The sequence below is a fragment of the Pelagimonas sp. genome, assembly GCF_050633425.1.
Lineage (GTDB): Bacteria > Pseudomonadota > Alphaproteobacteria > Rhodobacterales > Rhodobacteraceae > Pelagimonas.
The window spans coordinates 1-16,769 of record NZ_JBOEGM010000015.1 but is presented as its reverse complement, the minus strand read 5'-3'; the positions used below and the strand labels follow the sequence as shown (position 1 = coordinate 16,769).

Annotated in this window: 15 protein-coding genes; 2 read left to right on the top strand and 13 right to left on the bottom strand. The window is 53.5% G+C overall.

Annotated features, from left to right (window positions below; all coding sequences use genetic code 11):
* Nucleotides 1–159: 159 nt before the first annotated feature.
* The 9 genes from ACRBB0_RS13140 to iolG form a co-directional block, all read right to left on the bottom strand.
* Nucleotides 160–939, bottom strand: a complete 780-nt coding sequence (locus ACRBB0_RS13140) for a TIM barrel protein (RefSeq protein WP_431374895.1) — start codon at nucleotides 937–939, stop codon at nucleotides 160–162.
* Between the two features lies 1 nt (nucleotide 940).
* Nucleotides 941–1,747 carry a 5-deoxy-glucuronate isomerase gene (iolB, locus tag ACRBB0_RS13135; RefSeq protein WP_431374894.1) on the bottom strand — a complete coding sequence of 269 codons (807 nt, stop codon included), beginning with the start codon at nucleotides 1,745–1,747 and terminating at the stop codon, nucleotides 941–943.
* A gap of 5 nt (nucleotides 1,748–1,752) precedes the next feature.
* Nucleotides 1,753–2,658: a myo-inosose-2 dehydratase gene (gene iolE / locus ACRBB0_RS13130; RefSeq protein WP_431374893.1), complete on the bottom strand. Its 906-nt coding sequence runs from the start codon at nucleotides 2,656–2,658 to the stop codon at nucleotides 1,753–1,755.
* Nucleotides 2,658–4,490, bottom strand: coding sequence for a 3D-(3,5/4)-trihydroxycyclohexane-1,2-dione acylhydrolase (decyclizing) (gene iolD / locus ACRBB0_RS13125; RefSeq protein ID WP_431374892.1), 1,833 nt, complete (start codon nucleotides 4,488–4,490; stop codon nucleotides 2,658–2,660). The genes iolE and iolD overlap by 1 nt, the downstream gene beginning before the upstream one ends.
* A 4-nt stretch (nucleotides 4,491–4,494) precedes the next feature.
* Nucleotides 4,495–6,405 carry a bifunctional 5-dehydro-2-deoxygluconokinase/5-dehydro-2-deoxyphosphogluconate aldolase gene (locus ACRBB0_RS13120; RefSeq protein WP_431374891.1) on the bottom strand — a complete coding sequence of 637 codons (1,911 nt, stop codon included), beginning with the start codon at nucleotides 6,403–6,405 and terminating at the stop codon, nucleotides 4,495–4,497.
* A gap of 118 nt (nucleotides 6,406–6,523) precedes the next feature.
* Nucleotides 6,524–7,345, bottom strand: a complete 822-nt coding sequence (locus tag ACRBB0_RS13115; protein ID WP_431374890.1) for an ATP-binding cassette domain-containing protein — start codon at nucleotides 7,343–7,345, stop codon at nucleotides 6,524–6,526.
* Between the two features lies 1 nt (nucleotide 7,346).
* Nucleotides 7,347–8,456 (bottom strand): ABC transporter permease, encoded by a 1,110-nt coding sequence (locus ACRBB0_RS13110; protein WP_431374889.1) that lies wholly within the window; start codon nucleotides 8,454–8,456, stop codon nucleotides 7,347–7,349.
* A gap of 66 nt (nucleotides 8,457–8,522) precedes the next feature.
* Nucleotides 8,523–9,443: a substrate-binding domain-containing protein gene (locus ACRBB0_RS13105; protein ID WP_431374888.1), complete on the bottom strand. Its 921-nt coding sequence runs from the start codon at nucleotides 9,441–9,443 to the stop codon at nucleotides 8,523–8,525.
* Between the two features lie 137 nt (nucleotides 9,444–9,580).
* Nucleotides 9,581–10,573, bottom strand: a complete 993-nt coding sequence (iolG, locus tag ACRBB0_RS13100) for an inositol 2-dehydrogenase (RefSeq protein ID WP_431374887.1) — start codon at nucleotides 10,571–10,573, stop codon at nucleotides 9,581–9,583.
* Nucleotides 10,574–10,759: 186 nt separating this feature from the next.
* Here iolG and ACRBB0_RS13095 point away from each other — a divergent pair, with 186 nt between their 5' ends.
* Nucleotides 10,760–11,767 (top strand): LacI family DNA-binding transcriptional regulator, encoded by a 1,008-nt coding sequence (locus ACRBB0_RS13095; RefSeq protein ID WP_431374886.1) that lies wholly within the window; start codon nucleotides 10,760–10,762, stop codon nucleotides 11,765–11,767.
* A gap of 335 nt (nucleotides 11,768–12,102) precedes the next feature.
* Nucleotides 12,103–12,447, top strand: coding sequence for a PilZ domain-containing protein (locus ACRBB0_RS13090; protein WP_431374885.1), 345 nt, complete (start codon nucleotides 12,103–12,105; stop codon nucleotides 12,445–12,447).
* 277 nt (nucleotides 12,448–12,724) lie between these two features.
* Here the strand turns inward: ACRBB0_RS13090 and ACRBB0_RS13085 are convergent, their stop codons facing one another.
* The 4 genes from ACRBB0_RS13085 to ACRBB0_RS13070 all read right to left on the bottom strand — a co-directional run.
* A complete protein-coding gene (locus ACRBB0_RS13085; RefSeq protein ID WP_431374884.1) occupies nucleotides 12,725–14,332 on the bottom strand; it encodes a chemotaxis protein CheW in 1,608 nt (535 codons plus the stop codon).
* A complete protein-coding gene (locus ACRBB0_RS13080) occupies nucleotides 14,329–14,820 on the bottom strand; it encodes a chemotaxis protein CheD (protein WP_431374883.1) in 492 nt (163 codons plus the stop codon). Before ACRBB0_RS13080 ends, ACRBB0_RS13085 begins: the two co-directional genes overlap by 4 nt.
* A complete protein-coding gene (locus ACRBB0_RS13075; RefSeq protein ID WP_431374882.1) occupies nucleotides 14,820–15,665 on the bottom strand; it encodes a CheR family methyltransferase in 846 nt (281 codons plus the stop codon). Before ACRBB0_RS13075 ends, ACRBB0_RS13080 begins: the two co-directional genes overlap by 1 nt.
* Before the next feature lie 37 nt (nucleotides 15,666–15,702).
* Nucleotides 15,703–16,769 (bottom strand): methyl-accepting chemotaxis protein (locus tag ACRBB0_RS13070; protein ID WP_431374881.1); only part of this gene is annotated, 1,067 nt, incomplete at its 5' end.

The following is a 16,769-nucleotide window of genomic DNA, read 5'->3' as shown; positions in this document are numbered from 1 at the left end:
TTGGAAACATCTGGCGGTTCCGCCCATAAGGCTGCCGAAACACTGTTTCCTATCGAGGAGTGAGCCTAGGGAGACGCGAACACGGGGAACATCCAAATTTCCAAATCGTCCGAAAACCGATCTCGCGCCTGACAGCGCGAGATTTTTGGTGCCGCCCCTTTATAGGGTGAAGGCCGCCCGGAAGGCTTCCAATGCATCCTCTTCGTCGCCCTCTGCAAAAGCCTCCAACCCGACCGGACCAGAATAGCCCATCTTGGACAAGGCACGGGCAACAGCTTTGTATTTGATTTCACCGGTCCCGGGTTCGCAACGACCCGGGTTGTCAGCCACTTGAACTTCACCGACCCAAGGCAAGCATTTCTCACACCAGCGGATCAGATCACCTTCGCCAATCTGTGTGTGATAAAGATCAAGGTTGATCCGCAGTTGCGGCCGATTGACCGAAGACACGAGAGCCAAAACGTCTTTTGTTGAGCCGAACGGACACCCAGGGTGATCGAGCTGATTGAGGTTTTCAAGCGTAAAAACAACGCCTTCGTCTTCGGCCAAATCACAGATACGGTGCAGGGTGTCATACGCATTGAGCCACATCTGACCAGTCGTCACATCGTGCTGCCAGATCGGAATGCCACCATCCCCAAGCCCAGTGCCATGCAAATTCAGACGATCCGCGCCGAGACGCTTGCCAATTTGCGCGGCGTCACGCGCGGACGCCAGCAGACGATCCGCACCGTCTTTATCCGCCAGACGCCCTTCGAGGTAACCATTCATGATGGTGATATTGGCACCGGTTTTCTCAAGGGCCGTTAAGTCCCATTCCGGCCAATTCCAAAGCCCGACACCAAACCCCATTTCTGTCAGCCTTGCGGCACGCCATGCGACGGGTTGATCTTTCCAAAGCATTTCAGCGCATGCAGCAAGTTGAAAAGGTTGTGTCAAGTCACGCGTCCCGTTCCATGATCCATTCGACCTCAGGGGCCGGCACAAAGCGCCACTTGCGCAGCGGACCTGCCATCACGTTCAGGTAGTACATCTCGAACCCATAGGGCGCGCCGCAAGGATGGTGCCCACGCGGAACAAGCGTCACATCGCCATCGCGGACCGCCATGGTTTCATCCAACTGACCATCGTCGGTATAGACCCTCTGGATACCGAAGCCTTCCGCCGGATTGAGACGGTGGTAATAGGTTTCTTCCAGATATGTGATGCGCGGATAGTCATCTTCGTCATGGCGGTGGCTTGGATAAGACGACCAATGACCAGACGGGGTAAAGACCTCGGTCACCAAGAGCGAGTCGCAGAAGTCTTCGTTTTCCATTGCGATGTTGTTGATATGACGGGTATTTGTGCCTTGGCCGCGTTGCGTCAGCGTGATCCCATCCGGGCCGATGCGGCGCGCCTCGTGGCCACCAACACCGGGGGCCGAACACACTGCTATGACGCAATCGGTCTCGGCCGTGGCCTCCCATTCGCTGCCATTCGGAAGATAGAGGCAATGCGGTGGCGTTTTCTCAAACACGTTCATTCTGTCACCAAGAACGCCCCAGTCTTGTCCCGCACCAGAGATGGCAGCCTTGCCTTCAACCATCACGAGGATGACTTCACGATCCCCTGTGACTTCGGCTGCTTTATCGCCTGCATTCAAGCGATAAAGTGAGAAGCCGACATACCGCCACCCCGCGCTTTCGGGGGTGATTTGATGGACCTTACCATGGGTTCCAAAAGGTTTTCTTAGCAGATCAGCCATTGGTCTCACTTCTCAATAATCAGGCCTGAGCGGCCACAAGTTTCGGTGATATGGTCAAAGCCCAGTTTTGAGTACTCATAAGGCGGGGCCTTGAGCGGGTCTTGTTCCGCCTCAACAACAATCCACCCGTTGTAATCCATCGCTTTGAGTTTGTCCGTGATCGCCTGAAAATCAATGCAACCGTCCGGGTCGCCGGGCACCGAATAGACACCCGCAGCAACGCCATCGAGAAAGCTTTTGTCTTCCTTTTGGACCCAGTCCAGCACAGGTTGGCGCACGTCTTTGAAATGGACGTGATGCACCCGATGGCCCCATTTATCCAAAACGGCAACAGGATCGGCCCCGGCAAAATGCAAATGCCCAGTGTCATAAAGAAGCGTCAGGTCATCGGTCGCCCCTTCCATCAACCAATCAATGTCTTGCGCATCCTGAACCATCGCCCCCATATGGTGGTGATAGCTTAGGTCGACACCCTTACCGCGCGCCCATTTGGCAACTTCGGACAACTTCGCACCATAGGCCATAACCTCGTCACGCGAGAGTTTTGGACGTTGGCTTACAGGTTGCTCGATATTACCCTGAATGGTGTTGGAGCATTCAGCATAGACGATGCAGGGGGCTTTCAGAGCCGCAAATTGTTCAACCTGTTCGCGAATGGCCTCTTTCTCGGTCGCGATATCATTGAGCATCAGGTTACCTGAGCACCAACCGCCACAAAGAGACACCTGATAGCGGTCAAGATAAGCGCGCAGCCCGTCGGTGTCGGCCGGCATCCGACGACCGCGCTCGACACCGGAATACCCGATACGCGCCGCATCTTCCATCGCACCTTCAGTGGTGAAATCCTTTGTCAGCTCAGGTAAATCATCATTTTGCCAAGCGATCAGCGAAATGCCAATTTTTACAGCCATCAGTCAGCCCTTTGTCGTTTTTTCTTGGTTTCGTAGTTGGCACGCGCGCTATTGACCTCGTCGCGATCACTGACTTCTGGCACGCCCACGTCCCACCATGTGCCGCCATATTCGGTAGACGGATAGGGATCTGTGTCGATGACGATCACATAGGGGCCTTTTGCGTCAAAGCGTTTTGCCAGCGCCGCTTCCAGTTCAGAAATGGACCGCACCTTAGTGCTGGTCGCCCCCATGGCTTCGGCGTGTTTTGCAAAGTCGATATTGGAGTTCTCACCGCCAATGGCATGCTCAAGCAGGTTGTTAAACTCTGCTCCACCACATCCCATTTGCAAACGGTTGATACATCCGTATCCGCGATTATCTGTGATGACAATTGTAAAGGGAATGCCCATCATGGCGGCGGTGGCCATTTCGGAATTCGCCATCATATAGGTGCCGTCCCCGGTAAAGCAGACAACATCGCGCTCTGGCTCGGCCATTTTGATGCCCATCGCCCCGGCGATTTCATAGCCCATACAGCTAAAGCCGTATTCCATGTGATAGCTGCCCGGCTTGCCTGCTTTCCAGAGCTTGTGAAGCTCTCCTGGCATCGTGCCTGCCGCACACATCACAACCGTGTTGTCCTCGGCGGCGCGCTGAACGGCTCCGATCACCTGCATATCGCTGGGCAGTTGTGTGTTGTCTTCTGGCGCCTCGGTCAGCGGATCAACTTTGCCAAACCAATCAGCCTTCAACCCATCAACCGTACCCGGTGAGATGTAGCCGTCCAATGCGGTGCCAAGCTCTTGGAGACCGATCAAAGCATCACATTGCAACGGCATAGCCCCGTGCTTCATCGCGTCATAAGCCGCGACATTCAGCGAGATGAGCTTGCGGGCAGGATTGGCAAACAGCCCCCACGACCCGGTGGTGAAATCTTGAAACCGGGTTCCAACACCAATCACAACATCCGCTTCGGCGCAGACCGTGTTGGCCGCGTCGCCGCCAGTCACACCGATAGGACCAAGGTTCAAGGGATGATCCCAAGGCAACGCCGACTTACCCGCCTGGGTTTCGGTGACAGGAATTTTGTGGGTGTCCACAAAGGTCGCCAATGCCTCGGTCGCCTGGGCATAGTGCACCCCGCCGCCTGCCACGATCACAGGGCGTTTTGCAGACCGGATCAGATCAGCAACCTCGGCCAGTTCAACCTCATCAGAGCGCATGCGACGCTGACGCCAGACCTTTGGCTCAAAGAAGCTCTCAGGGTAATCATAGGCCTCGGCCTGTACATCCTGACAGAATGACAGGCAAACGGGTCCGCATTCCGCCGGATCGGTCATAATGCGAAAGGCCCGTGGCAAAGCGGTAAGAAGTTGCTCAGGGCGCGTGATGCGATCGAAATAGCGCGTAACCGGTTTGAAGGCGTCATTGACCGTGACGGTCCCGTCACTCCAATCCTCAACCTGCTGCAGCACCGGGTCCGGGCCACGGTCGGCAAAAACGTCCCCCGGGATCAACAGAACTGGCAGGCGGTTCACATGCGCGAGCGCCGCCGCCGTCACCATATTGGCCGCACCCGGACCAATCGACGACGTGACAGCCATAGCCTTACGACGCCCTTTTTGTTTGGCATAGGCGATGGCTGCATGGGCCATCGTCTGTTCGTTGTGCCCCCGCCATGTAGGGAAGGTTTCTTTGTGCGCATGCAGCGCTTCGCCGATTCCGGCCACGTTGCCGTGACCAAAGATCGCCCAGCACCCTTCTATAAAGCGCGTTCCATCCTCAGTGTTTTGCGCCTGAATATAGCGCACCATGGCCTGAGCCGCTGTTAGCCGAACTGTTCCGCTCATCGGATCACTCCACGTTTAGGCGGGCGTCGGCCCGCGCATTGTCCCAAATTTCGCAGAGGCGCGTATAGCGTTCAACCATCTGGGACACAGCAGCGTCATCTGCCATCTCACCACTGAGCCAAGCGCGTGCAGCATCTCCAAAGATCGTACGCCCCACGGCAAAACCTTTAACCAATGGCTGTTTTGCAGCCAAGGCAAAGCTCGCCGCCAGTTCCGATTCGGGGGCGTCAAGACCCAGCACAACAATGCCGCGGGTGCGAGGATCGTTGCGCTCAATCGCGTGAACAGCATTGGCCCATGCCTGATCTGTCTTGAACGGTTCGAGCTTCCACCAATCCGGGTAAACACCCGCGTCATAGAAGCTTTGGATCAAGGTCGCTGAGGTTTCGTCATCCACCGGGCCGACCTTGGATGGGATGATTTCCAGAAGAAATTCCAAACCGTTGCGCCGTGCCGCCGTGTACAACCGCTTCACACGGGTGATGTGCTTTTCTTTGGTCTCCGCGTCATCATCAGGATGCACAAAGACCAACAGCTTAACCACATTTTCCTGCGCCCATTCGCGCAAGCGGCCCAAGTCTTCACCCAGTTCGGGTTCAAATTCAATCGGACGCGATCCCGGCAATTCTGTCGGTCGCCCGATCCAGAGCCCCGTCCCCGTTGCACGGTGCAGCGCCCCGCGTCCAATCCGGTTATCGCACAGGATGCCGAAACCCGGCTGACCGTTCTGGACCTTGAGCGCGGCATCCAGACAAAGCTCCTTAAAGGCTCCGCCCTTTTCTAGCGTGTACCCGTCCATCTCTTCGAGCTGCAGACGGTGGTCAAAAGCGAATGTTTTAACGCTGGACCAATCGCCATGGCGGTTTGTGGCCCAATGCACCTGTTCCAGTTCCGCATCGTTGCGCAGGTCGGCGCGCTTGAGACCACGATCAAAGAAGAACTCGAGTTCTTCCCAAGATGGATAGGCCGGCGTACATCCATGGCGGCTTACGGCAAAAGCCCCGCAGGCATTGGCGTATTTTAGAGCCGTCGGCCAGTCTTCGCCATCGAGCCAACCTTTGAGCAGACCTGACATAAAGCCGTCTCCGGCCCCAAGCACGTTGAAGACTTCGATCGGAAAACCAGGCCCGGCTTCCCCATCGTCAAGACTGTCGGGAACAGCCCCCGTGAAGGCAACAGCGCCTGCCGCGCCGCGTTTGCAAACAAGGGTTGCCTTGGAGACGCGACGAACAGCGCGCAATGCTGCAATCGTGTCAGTTGTGCCGCCCGCGATATGGAACTCTTCCTCAGTGCCAACGATCAGGTCAAAGAGATGCAATGTCGATTGGAGCTTTGCGGTGACGTCAGCGCTTTCGACAAAGCGGCTTTCCCCATCACCATGGCCCGCCACACCCCAAAGGTTGGGCCGATAGTCAATGTCGAGCGCGGTCTGCAGACCCGCAGCACGCGCGGTGTTCAGTGCCTTGAGCGTCGCTTCTTCGACCTGTGGGTGCGACAGATGCGTGCCGGTGGCCACCACAGCGCGGGCACTGCGAATGAAGTCAGGGTCGATGTCATCAACGGTCAGCCCCATGTCCGCACAGTTCTCGCGGTAGAAAATCAGCGGGAACTGTTCCTGATCACGAATACCCAAAAGAACCAGAGCCGTCAGCCGGTCAGGATCGGTTTTCACGCCATTGGTGTTGACGCCCTCGCGCTGCAATTGCTCGCGTATGAAGCGGCCCATGTGCTCGTCACCTACACCGGTGATGACAGCGGATTTCAAACCCAAGCGCGCGGTGCCGCACGCGATGTTGGTGGGAGAGCCGCCAATATACTTGTCGAACGATCCCATGTCTTCGAGACGGCCACCAATTTGCGCGCCGTAGAGATCCACAGAAGACCGTCCAATCGTGATGAGGTCAAGTTTCGCCATTTTTCACGCCTTGAGTTTCAATTTTGAAAATATTGGGGCTGATAAGATTTCTCTCACCAGCCCCACTTACCAACAGGATATTCCTGGGAGGAACTTGTTTGGTAAGGAATGTATGGTGTCAGATTGTGCCACCAAGCGAGCCTTCGAGCTGCGCCATTTCCTGGCCACCGGCCATAAGGTCCTGAAGCTCCTCGGGGGTGATTTCACCCCGCATAGCCGTGCCAAGTGTCTTGCCCCGGTTCAGAACCGTAAAACGGTCTCCGACAGCCAAGGCGTGGCGAACATTGTGGCTAATGAAAACCACCCCAACACCTTGATCACGAACCTTGTCGATTGTCGCAAGAACGTTCGAGGTTTGTCGAACACCGAGCGCCGATGTTGGCTCGTCCAAGATCAGGACCTTGGCACCAAAATAAACCGCCCGCGCAATGGCAACCGTTTGGCGTTCACCGCCTGACAATGTGCCGACTGCCTGATCAGGACCACGCAGGTTGATCCCCATCTTGCGCATTTCGCTCATCGTGATTTCATTGGCTGCGTCCACATCGAACCGTTTGGTCAAACCGCGCCCCTTTGTGGGTTCACGCCCCATAAAGAAGTTACGCGCAACCGACATCAGCGGGATCATAGCAAGATCCTGAAACACGGTTGCAATCCCCGCCTCCATTGAATCACGCGGAGTGGCAAAACTCATCTGCGCGCCTTCAAACAGGATTTCTCCGTGGGTGGGTTGGTGCACGCCAGACATCGTTTTGATAAACGTCGACTTACCGGCCCCGTTGTCACCCAATAGGCAGTGACATTCCCCCGGACGAATATCGAAACTCACACCAGCAAGCGCAATAATGTTGCCGAAGTGCTTTTGGATGTCCTTCATCTGAACAATCGGAGCAACGTCGTTTTTCACGTCACCATGGTGGAATTTGGTGTCATCAGTCATATCAACGCTCCCCCGTTACGCGTTTGCGAATGGCATTGTTGAACAAGACAGCGATAAGCAACATGCCGCCGAGGAACACTTGGAACCAGTCTTGGTCGAAGCCTGTATAGGTGAGGCCGATAACCACCATTCCAAAGATGATCGCACCAAAGAATGCACCGATGGCCGAACCATAACCGCCCGTCAGCAAGCAACCCCCGATAACCGCAGCGATGATCGCTTCAAATTCCTTCTGGAACCCGCGACGTGCGTCCGTTGAGCCGGCATCGATGACCGTAATAATCGCAACCAAAGCAGCACAGCAGGCCGTCACCATAAAGAGTGAAATCTTCACACTTTTTACAGGAACACCCGAGTTTGACGCCGCTGTGGAATCGCCGCCAGCGGCAAAAATCCAGTTGCCCGCAGGCGTGCGCAGCAAAACGTATGTCGCGGCAAGGGCTAACACGATGAACCAGAGGATTTCGACAGGAATGCCTGGCACTTTGGTCGTTCCGTTTTTGAACGTTTCGACAAGCCCCTTCTCGGCCAACCAGGCAAAGAAACCAGGGAATGCATCACCGGAGAAAAGCGGTGCAAGCCAGTCATTTTCGGTCGCATCACGCACGCCGCGCAACTGGGTAGACCCACCCGACGCCCATTTCAGCCCGACAAGAGACAAACCGCGCAAGATAAAGAGAAAAGCCAGCGTCACAATGAAAGACGGCAGACCAGATCGGATCACAATGAACCCGTTGACGGCGCCGACACATGCGGAAAACGCAAACGTAAGTGGAATTGCGACGATCAGAGGCATGCCCCAGACAAGAACGCAGGCCCCAAAAAACAGACCGGAAAAGGCAACCATCGAGCCAATTGACAGGTCAAACTCACCGCCAATCATCAACATGGCCGCGCCGATCGCGAGAATGCCAAGCTGGGCTGCTGGTGTCATAAAGTTAATAATGCCGGAGGTGGTGAACATGGCGGAATCCGCCGTGATCAGAAAGAAGACAGTTACCAGAACGACGCCAGCGATCGCACCCAGCTCTGGTCGCTTCATCAGGCGCGAAATCAAGGATTCGGCCTTGATCCGTTCATCCGGTATTGAATTTGGTGTGGTATCGCTCATTGCTCTTTTCCTTGTTGGCTAGAGAGCGGCCCGATAACGGGCCACTCTCAATTTTTTCACCAAATTTTAGCGAATGCCCTGAGCGGACAGATCGATCACTTGAGCGGCTTTTTCAGCTGTGATCAGGTTTGGACCAGAAGCAATGTCGCCACCAGGCATCAGGCCAAATTTGCCCTGAAGCGCCATAACGGAAACCGACATGTAACCTTGGAGGTACTGCTGTTGGTCAAGAGCAAATGCCGCATCGCCATCAACGATGGACTGCAAGAAGCCTGCGGACAGGTCAAATGTTGCAACATTTACATCGCGGCCCGACGCCTTGACGGCTGCAACCGATGGTTCACCAGCAGTTGACGCACCCAGCGCCATAACGGTGTCGACTGATTCATCAGACGCCAGCGCCGCAGTCACTTTGGACTCGATTTCAGCCGGATCGTTTGTGGTCGGAAGAACCGTCACTTTACCGCCGAAACCTTCTGCGAAACCTGCACAACGCTGGTCAAGAGACAGGTTGCCAACTTCTTGGTTCACACAGATCGCGTTGCTACCACCCATTTTGGCGAGCGCCGCACCAGCGGCAACACCGGCGTCATATTCGTCTTGGCCGACATGCATCGCTGTTCCCAGCTCACGACCTTGCGCGCCACCAGCATTGATGGTGATCACAGGAATACCAGCCGCAATCGCCCGCTCAACCGATGGGCCAAGCGCATCTGGATCAGGGAAAGAGATGATCAATCCATCGGGCTCTTCGTTCACTGCCGCATCGATCAGCTGAGACATCAGAACCATGTCGAATGTTTCTGGTGAATTGTAAGACACGTTCGCACCAGTGTCTGCGGCGGCGGCGTCAACACCGGCCTTCACAACCGACCAGAACGCGTCATTCGCCTGACCGTGGGTCACGACCGAGATGTCCTGTGCGATTGCAGGTGCGGCGACAGACATCGCGCAGGCCGCCAGAGCGCCTTTTACAAACATTTTCATTTGGGTATCCTCCCTTAGATTTTCCGATGCGCCATTAAATTCGGCGCTGTTCGAGCACGACTATTGTCGCGCATTTTGTCCTGCCCAATTTGGGCAAGAACCACATGTCAGGTCGCCTCCTTGCAACCCGAAATCTGTTAAATATCCGCCAGCACAACAGGCTTGCCGGTCTTAGAAGACCGCGTTGCCGCTTCGGCCATGGCAAGCGCAGCCACGCCATCCTTCAAATCAACTGGCATGCCTTTGCCGGCCTTGTTTGCCTCAACAAATGCGGCCCACTCTGCCCTGTATGCGGGCATGTAACGCTCAAGAAAAAAGTAGGTCGGCTTAGCACTGCTGACACCATCAGTGGTCGATTTGACCACGGTATTCTCAAGCACGTTTTGCGCCTGCAAAAGCCCTTCCGAACCCAGAACCTCGACACGCTGATCATAGCCGTAGACCGCGCGACGCGAATTCTTGATCACGGCGATACGTCCATCCGCATAAGTCAGCGTCACAACCGCGGTATCAACATCGCCTTCCGCGCCAATCGCAGGATCAGCAATGGACGTCCCAACCGCCGACACTGTGACAGGGGCAGCGCCAAAAATGTAATTGGCCATATCAAAATCGTGAATCATCATGTCGCGAAACAGACCGCCGGACACTTTGATATATTCAACCGGTGGTGGCGCAGGATCGAAAGACGTGATCGACAGAAGCTCTGTTTTGCCAATTTCGCCCGCATCAATGGCGGCTTTCAAAGCGCTGAAACTTGGGTCAAACCGGCGATTGAAGCCAATCATGATGTCCGAAGCCTTTGCCCCAACGGTCTCAAGGCAGGCAGATGCGCGCTCAAGGCTAAGATCGACTGGCTTTTCACACAAAACAGCCTTCCCCGCAGCGGCGGCAGCTTCGATCAAATCCGAGTGTGTGTCGGTCGATGTGGCAATCAAAACCGCGTCAATTGAAGGGTCCGCGAAGATTTGATCCGAAGACAGAACATCACAACCGTAACCGCTCGCCAGTGCCTGAGCGTTTTGTTCAAAAGCATCGGAAACAGCGGCAAGTTCACTCTCCGGATGCGTCGTGATCGCCTGAGCATGAACATTCCCTATGCGCCCTGCGCCCAGCAAGCCAACCCGCATTTTAACTCCTCCCGAATCCCATTTGATACCGAATATTCACACTTCTGCACGCGGGTGCAAGTAAAATTTGCACGCGCGTGCAGAAATCTAGTGGCCTCACGGATGTGATAGGGTTACAATGACTTTAGCAGCGACTTTAGCGGCATGGGTGTCCCGATAATTTTGGGGAAAGGAATAGGAAACATCATGAACAAAGGAGGCGGTTCTATAACGGCGGATGACGTAGCTGCGCTCGCGGGCGTGTCGCGTTGGACCGTAAATCGCGCCTTTAAAAAGGATGCGTCTATCTCAGCCAAGTCGCGCGAAAAGGTAACCAAAGCCGCCAAAGCGCTCGGGTATGTTCCGGACTTGTTGGCAACCAGCCTCGCCACAGACCGGACCAACCTGGTTGCTCTATTGGTCGATGATTTCGCCAACCCGCACAAGCTCATCATGATGGAACGGCTGACACGCATTTTGCGGAAAAATGGCTATGACACTTTGTTGGTCAACACGAGTGACGAAAAGGATGCCTCGGAAGCCCTCCTCAATGCCAGCCAGAGACGCGTCGATGCCGCTGTTCTCATTGGTGTGAGCTTCAATGACCAAAGCCTTGAAACGGCTTTGGGTGCCAAGCGGGTTAAAAAGCTGATCATTTTTGCCCGAATGTCGAGCAACGACAACACGATTTCGTTTTTCTGCGACGATCGTGGGGCCATTACGACGTTAACAGATCACGTCTTTTCAGCCGGTTACCGAAACCCGCTCTTTATTGCCGGCCCGCAAACACAATCTGCCCACCTGCAACGTAAAGAAACCTTTCTCTCTCAGTGGGAGAAGACCACAGGCCACCGTCCCGAGTTTTTATCGGTAAACAGATACGATCCCAAGGATTCTTATCACCTTGTCACTGAGCTGTTCCGCGAGACAGATAAGAAAGATTTGCCAGATGTGCTCGTCTGCGAAAACGACGCCCTAGCAATGGGTGCCATCGACGCGGTGCGCTATGAGCTCGGTCTAAGCGTCCCAGATGACATTGCCGTAACCGGATTTGACGATGTACCACAGGCGTCCAGCCCACATTATGAATTGACGACATATCGTCAGCCGCTGACAGATATGGCAAACGCTTTGGTTGACGTCCTGGAAGGTAAAGCCGAGTCAAAAAAGCTCAATGCGTTTCTGGGTCAACTGATTGTTCGCAAGAGCGCGTAACCGCTTTAGAAGACATGTTTTTCTTGAGGATCCAGGTTTTGTGCCTCGGGTGATTTCGGTTCTCGCAGGCCTTGCCTTGGTGGAAAAATAGGCATTCTCAGGCCGTCTGTGCATCGTGACACGATCCAATATTGAGCCTTTCTCATCGCCCCTGCGACCAAGTTTAAGCCATACCTAGACATTCGCATAAAGACCTAAACGGCAACTTTGTGTGTGCAGAAATTCAGAACTTGGATGACAAGAAAATCGACGCGGCAGGCCCCCGCCCCGCTCAGTTTTGCAAAGATTTAACGGGGCCAAGCTAAACTCTCGCTGTCTTTAGTGGAGAGCTTTTAATGCAGCACAGATCAGCGACTTCGACTTCCTCACAGCCTGTTCCCTCAACAGATGCTCGTCAACGCCACGACGTTGACATTATTGGCTCGGTTTCAAACGGGCGTGTTTCCCTCGACTGCTTCATTAAGAACATGTCAGCATATGGTGCACTTCTCCAGTTTAACGGTGAAGACAGACCATTCGCTGAAGAAGAACGGGTTCACATAGACCTTCCGGGCTTTGGCTTGTGCTATGCGAACATCAAATGGGCTGCGCCGCAAACCGCCGGTGTGAAATTTCGTGTCGGAAAATCTGAGAAACCGCTCTTGCGAAGCATTATCGACGATTACAGACGGTACAAATAGGACACCGTCGCGATACAGCACACTTACAAAACGGTTTTCGCTGATTCCCGAACTCGACAAGCGGCTACAAAAGGAGCCCTGTCTCGAAAAGCGAGATTTTCGAAAACCCGTTTTGTGTCAACGCCTTGTTACACTTCACCAAGCTTGGGTGGGTGTTTTGCAGGAGACGATTGCAGGTATTGCAGACTGGCCGTAACGGATTCTAGGCATGAATCCTTCATGGAAATTGCGCCTTAAAGTCGCAAATCCTACTAGATCCTGTGGCAACGCTGACAATTCAACTCAGCTGTGCATGCTCCATTGCTCGCATACATCGATTGATCACTGCGGATGCATCCAAAACAAGGACAGATACCGGCTCATTACTTGCCGACTTGTGGTTCAGACATCCCTCAACATCGTCGATGATCCGTTGACCATTTCCTTGGCGGTCTAACGGTTGCAATTCCGCAATGTTGTCAACGCTGGTCATGATGATTTCGTCGACCGAGTCCACCAGGATGCCGTATTTGATGCCTTTATTTTTGAAAATCAGCACCTTTTGCCCCTCAACCTGATTTGGGGGCATTCCATATAGCAAGCGAGGGTTGAAGAGGGTGATCAATTCTCCGCGTAAGTTAATTATTCCCTCAACAAAATCCAACGAAAATGGTGGCTCTAGTAACTGTTCAGGGCAGTTTATGACTTCGCTGACACAGACGGTATCTAGCGCAAATTTCTTTTCAAAGGTGAAGCGAATGTAAGTTCGCCGGGTCGCGCTGGTCTGGGTTGTTTCATCGTCCTTGAACTTTCCCTCGGCCGGATAGATTTCTTGACACGCTTTAGCAATTTCCACCAATTCGCGGTCGGATTGCAGCTTGCTATGATCAAGCATCATGACGATCTTACCTTCGTCATCAATAAGACACCCGTCTACATAATCACCGCGCGGCAAGGCCAGCTTGGCAAAGGGCAAAACATCGTCCTTAAAATACGGCAGAATACTGTCAATTGAAAAAACCATCAGGCCAATCAAACCGGCCGTGGTCTCCAGAACCACCATTTTGCGTTCCTTGGGAATGGTCCGGCCCAAATGATACGCTGCGCGGTCCCCCAAAAATGCGCGAAAATCGACCACGGGCAGAATAACCCCGCGCAGGTTGGTCGTGCCGATAACATTGCCCCTGGCAAACAAAGACTGATCCACATCCGGCATTTTGCGAATTTCTTTGACATGACGTAAATCAATGGCACAGGTCGTATGCCCGGTTTGAAAAGAAATACAATTGTGACGCTTACCCTTAGCAGATTTCACCACCGCATGATCCGACGCCTTGTCGGCGCGCGGCACCCGGTCGAGGTTTAGCAATTCGTACGGATCCAACAGTTGAACAAGACGGTTGCCCTCTTCAAATTTCAAAACGCCGTTTATCACAACATCTCGGATGCCGTCCTTTTTGGGGTGAAAATTAACCCGCGCAGCTTGGTTCCCACTGAGCACTTCACCCGTACGATCGAACAGTAAACCAATGCAATGTTCGCCAAATTCAATAATCGCAACTTTTCGAGCTGACGCCGAATCTTGATCGGGAAAGTCCAACAGAATTCGCAGATCTACGATGGGAATAATCTGGCCACGCAAGTTGAACAGGCCCAGCATGAAAGCAGGAGCAAGCGGAACAGGCGAAATATTCTCTGGCTCATTCACCACCTCCTGAACCGCAGACACCGGTATCGCGAATTCGCTGTCTCCAATTAAAAAGGAGCCGTAGATTTCATCGGTTGTCTCTGATTTTTGCGCAACATGCGACGGTGGTGAAGCGGCTTGCTCCAGATTGTTGTCAGGCTGATCCAATACGACGGAGTTCTCCGTCTGTTGAGGGACATCTGTTTGATCCAACATCATCGTTGAGCCTCCAATCTTGGAATGGCAGAGACGGTAAATTCACCGCTGGTACAATCAATGGTAATTTGTCGCCCCAGCATGCCGCCCACATCCTCATGAATGCGCCGCAATCCCTCCTCGCGCAGGGTTTTGTAGGCGAACGTCGAATTGATCTGGCCGACCATACGGGCTGGATCTGCATCTTCTGGAAGGGTCATGTTGGCCCCGCCAACGACAATGCCTTGAAGTTTACGCATCGAACGGCTGTCCAATTCCATCAATTTCTTCAGCGAGTAAACCGCCTGATCGACATGGCGGCCACAAATTTTCGTGCTGGGCTGTGACGATTTGGACAGTAAACAATGCGCCAGTCCAAAAATCCCATTCGCCGGGTCTAAAATGCCCAATCCGATGCAAGAGCCAAGTATGGCATGCAGGCTTTGCCCAGCCCGTCCAATCTTGACCTGGCCAATCGTGACGTGCAATTTTTCACATTCGCCCAATTGCATCAGCCGTTGGCCTTTGCTTTTGGACGATAGATGATCGGCGCAATTGGCTCGAAAGGTGAATTTAGTTTGGTTAGGGTTTCGCTTTCACCAATGAACAAAACCCCATCAGGGCGCATTTGGCTATGCACTTGACGTAGAATCTTCTCCTGATCTTCATCGGTAAAATAGATCAACACATTGCGCAGGAACACGACATCAAACGGCCCTGCCCCACTGAGTCGATCAAACAGGTTGTGCAATTTGAACTTGATCCGGGAACGGATTTGAGGATTAGCCTTGAAACCGTCCGTGTCATTGCCGGCCATGTGCTTGTCGAACAGGTTAGGCTTTGCCTCGCGGAATCGCGCAATAGACCGCCCCTTGTATTGGCCGTCGGTCGCAACCTTCAAAACCCTGGATGAGACATCGGTGCCCAGTACTGAATAGTCGAACTTTTGATGACCCAATCGAATGTCTTCCAGCAAAACACCAATTGTATGCGCCTCCTCCCCGGTTGAAGCGGCACCAGACCACACCCGCAAAGCACGATTTTGGCCCTGGTCAAGAAATTGGGGTAGGAATTCATCTTGAAAATAATCCCAAACCCGTGGTGTGCGATAGAAATAAGTTTCGTTCGTCGTAACCCGGTTGGTCAACTCTTGCATCTCGTCCGGGTCTTTTGAAAGGCGCGTGATATAAGCCGCGAAATCGGGCTCTTCGACTTCGCGCAAACGACTTCGCAAGCGGCTAACCAACATCGATTTCCGGGTTTCACCGATGGTGATACCGGTGTTTTTATGCACAATGGCACGCAATTTGGAGAAATCACCATCACTCATTGTGACGTCTGTTTTAGCAGCACTCATCGCAAAGCCTCTTCTTACCTACACACTTCATCCGGTTTCAGCAGCCCAGTTTTGCCACTTCTTCCTTCAACTCTTGAGCACCCGTATTCAAATCATCCGTCGCGGATGCGATCGCATCCGATGCGATAACGGCCTGTTCCGACGCGTCGACGATGCTTTGAATGGCTTCGGAGACGTCCCTCGCAGCGGTCTGCTGTTCGTTTGCAGCAACCGAGATTTGCGCAATTGAATCTGTGGTATCGGAAATACCAGACAGAATCTTTTTGAATGCGGCCCCTGCTTCGCGGGAGATTTCGCTGCCTTGGGCAACGCGTTTTACCGTTTCATTGATCAGTTTGCTGATCTCCTTGGTGGATTGCGAAGAACGTTCCGCCAGTTTGCGCACCTCGTCTGCAACAACTGAGAACCCAAGCCCGTGCTCACCCGCCCGCGCAGCTTCAATCGCGGCGTTAAAGGCTAAGAGATTGGTTTGGCTGGCGATTTCACTGATGGTTTTGACAATCTCGCTGATCTCTTCGGAGGAGGCGTTAATCAGGTCCATCGCTTCGATAGAGCGGTCAATCGCCATGGCACCTTGTGCCGCTTCGTCCTTGGTCTTCTGCGCAATCTCGTCTGTGTGATTGCTGTTCTGCGCAATCGAGTCAATTGACGCACTCAGCTCTTCGACGGACGCGCTGATTTCTTCGGTTGTGCATCCAAGCGTTTGCGCCCCGCTGGCAACTGTGTGCGATTGTTCCGAAATCGACTTGGATTGGCTCACAAATTCGACGGCAATACGTGTCACTTCTTTAGCGACACTTTTTTCCGCAGTGATGTTGCTGGCAAATTTTACGACCTTATAAGGTTTGCCGTCCGCATCAAAAATCGGATTGTAGCTCGCATTAATCCAAACTTCTTCACCGCCTTTGCCAAAGCGTTTGAATTCACCAGCATAGAATTCTCCCACTGCCAAATCTGCCCAGAATTTTTTATATTCTGGCGATCCCGCATATTCTGGATCACAGAAAATTCGATGATGTTGACCTTGGATTTCATCCAAGGAATAGCCAACAGTCGCCGTAAAGTTTTCATTGGCAGTGATGATCGTACCATCTAACTCAAACT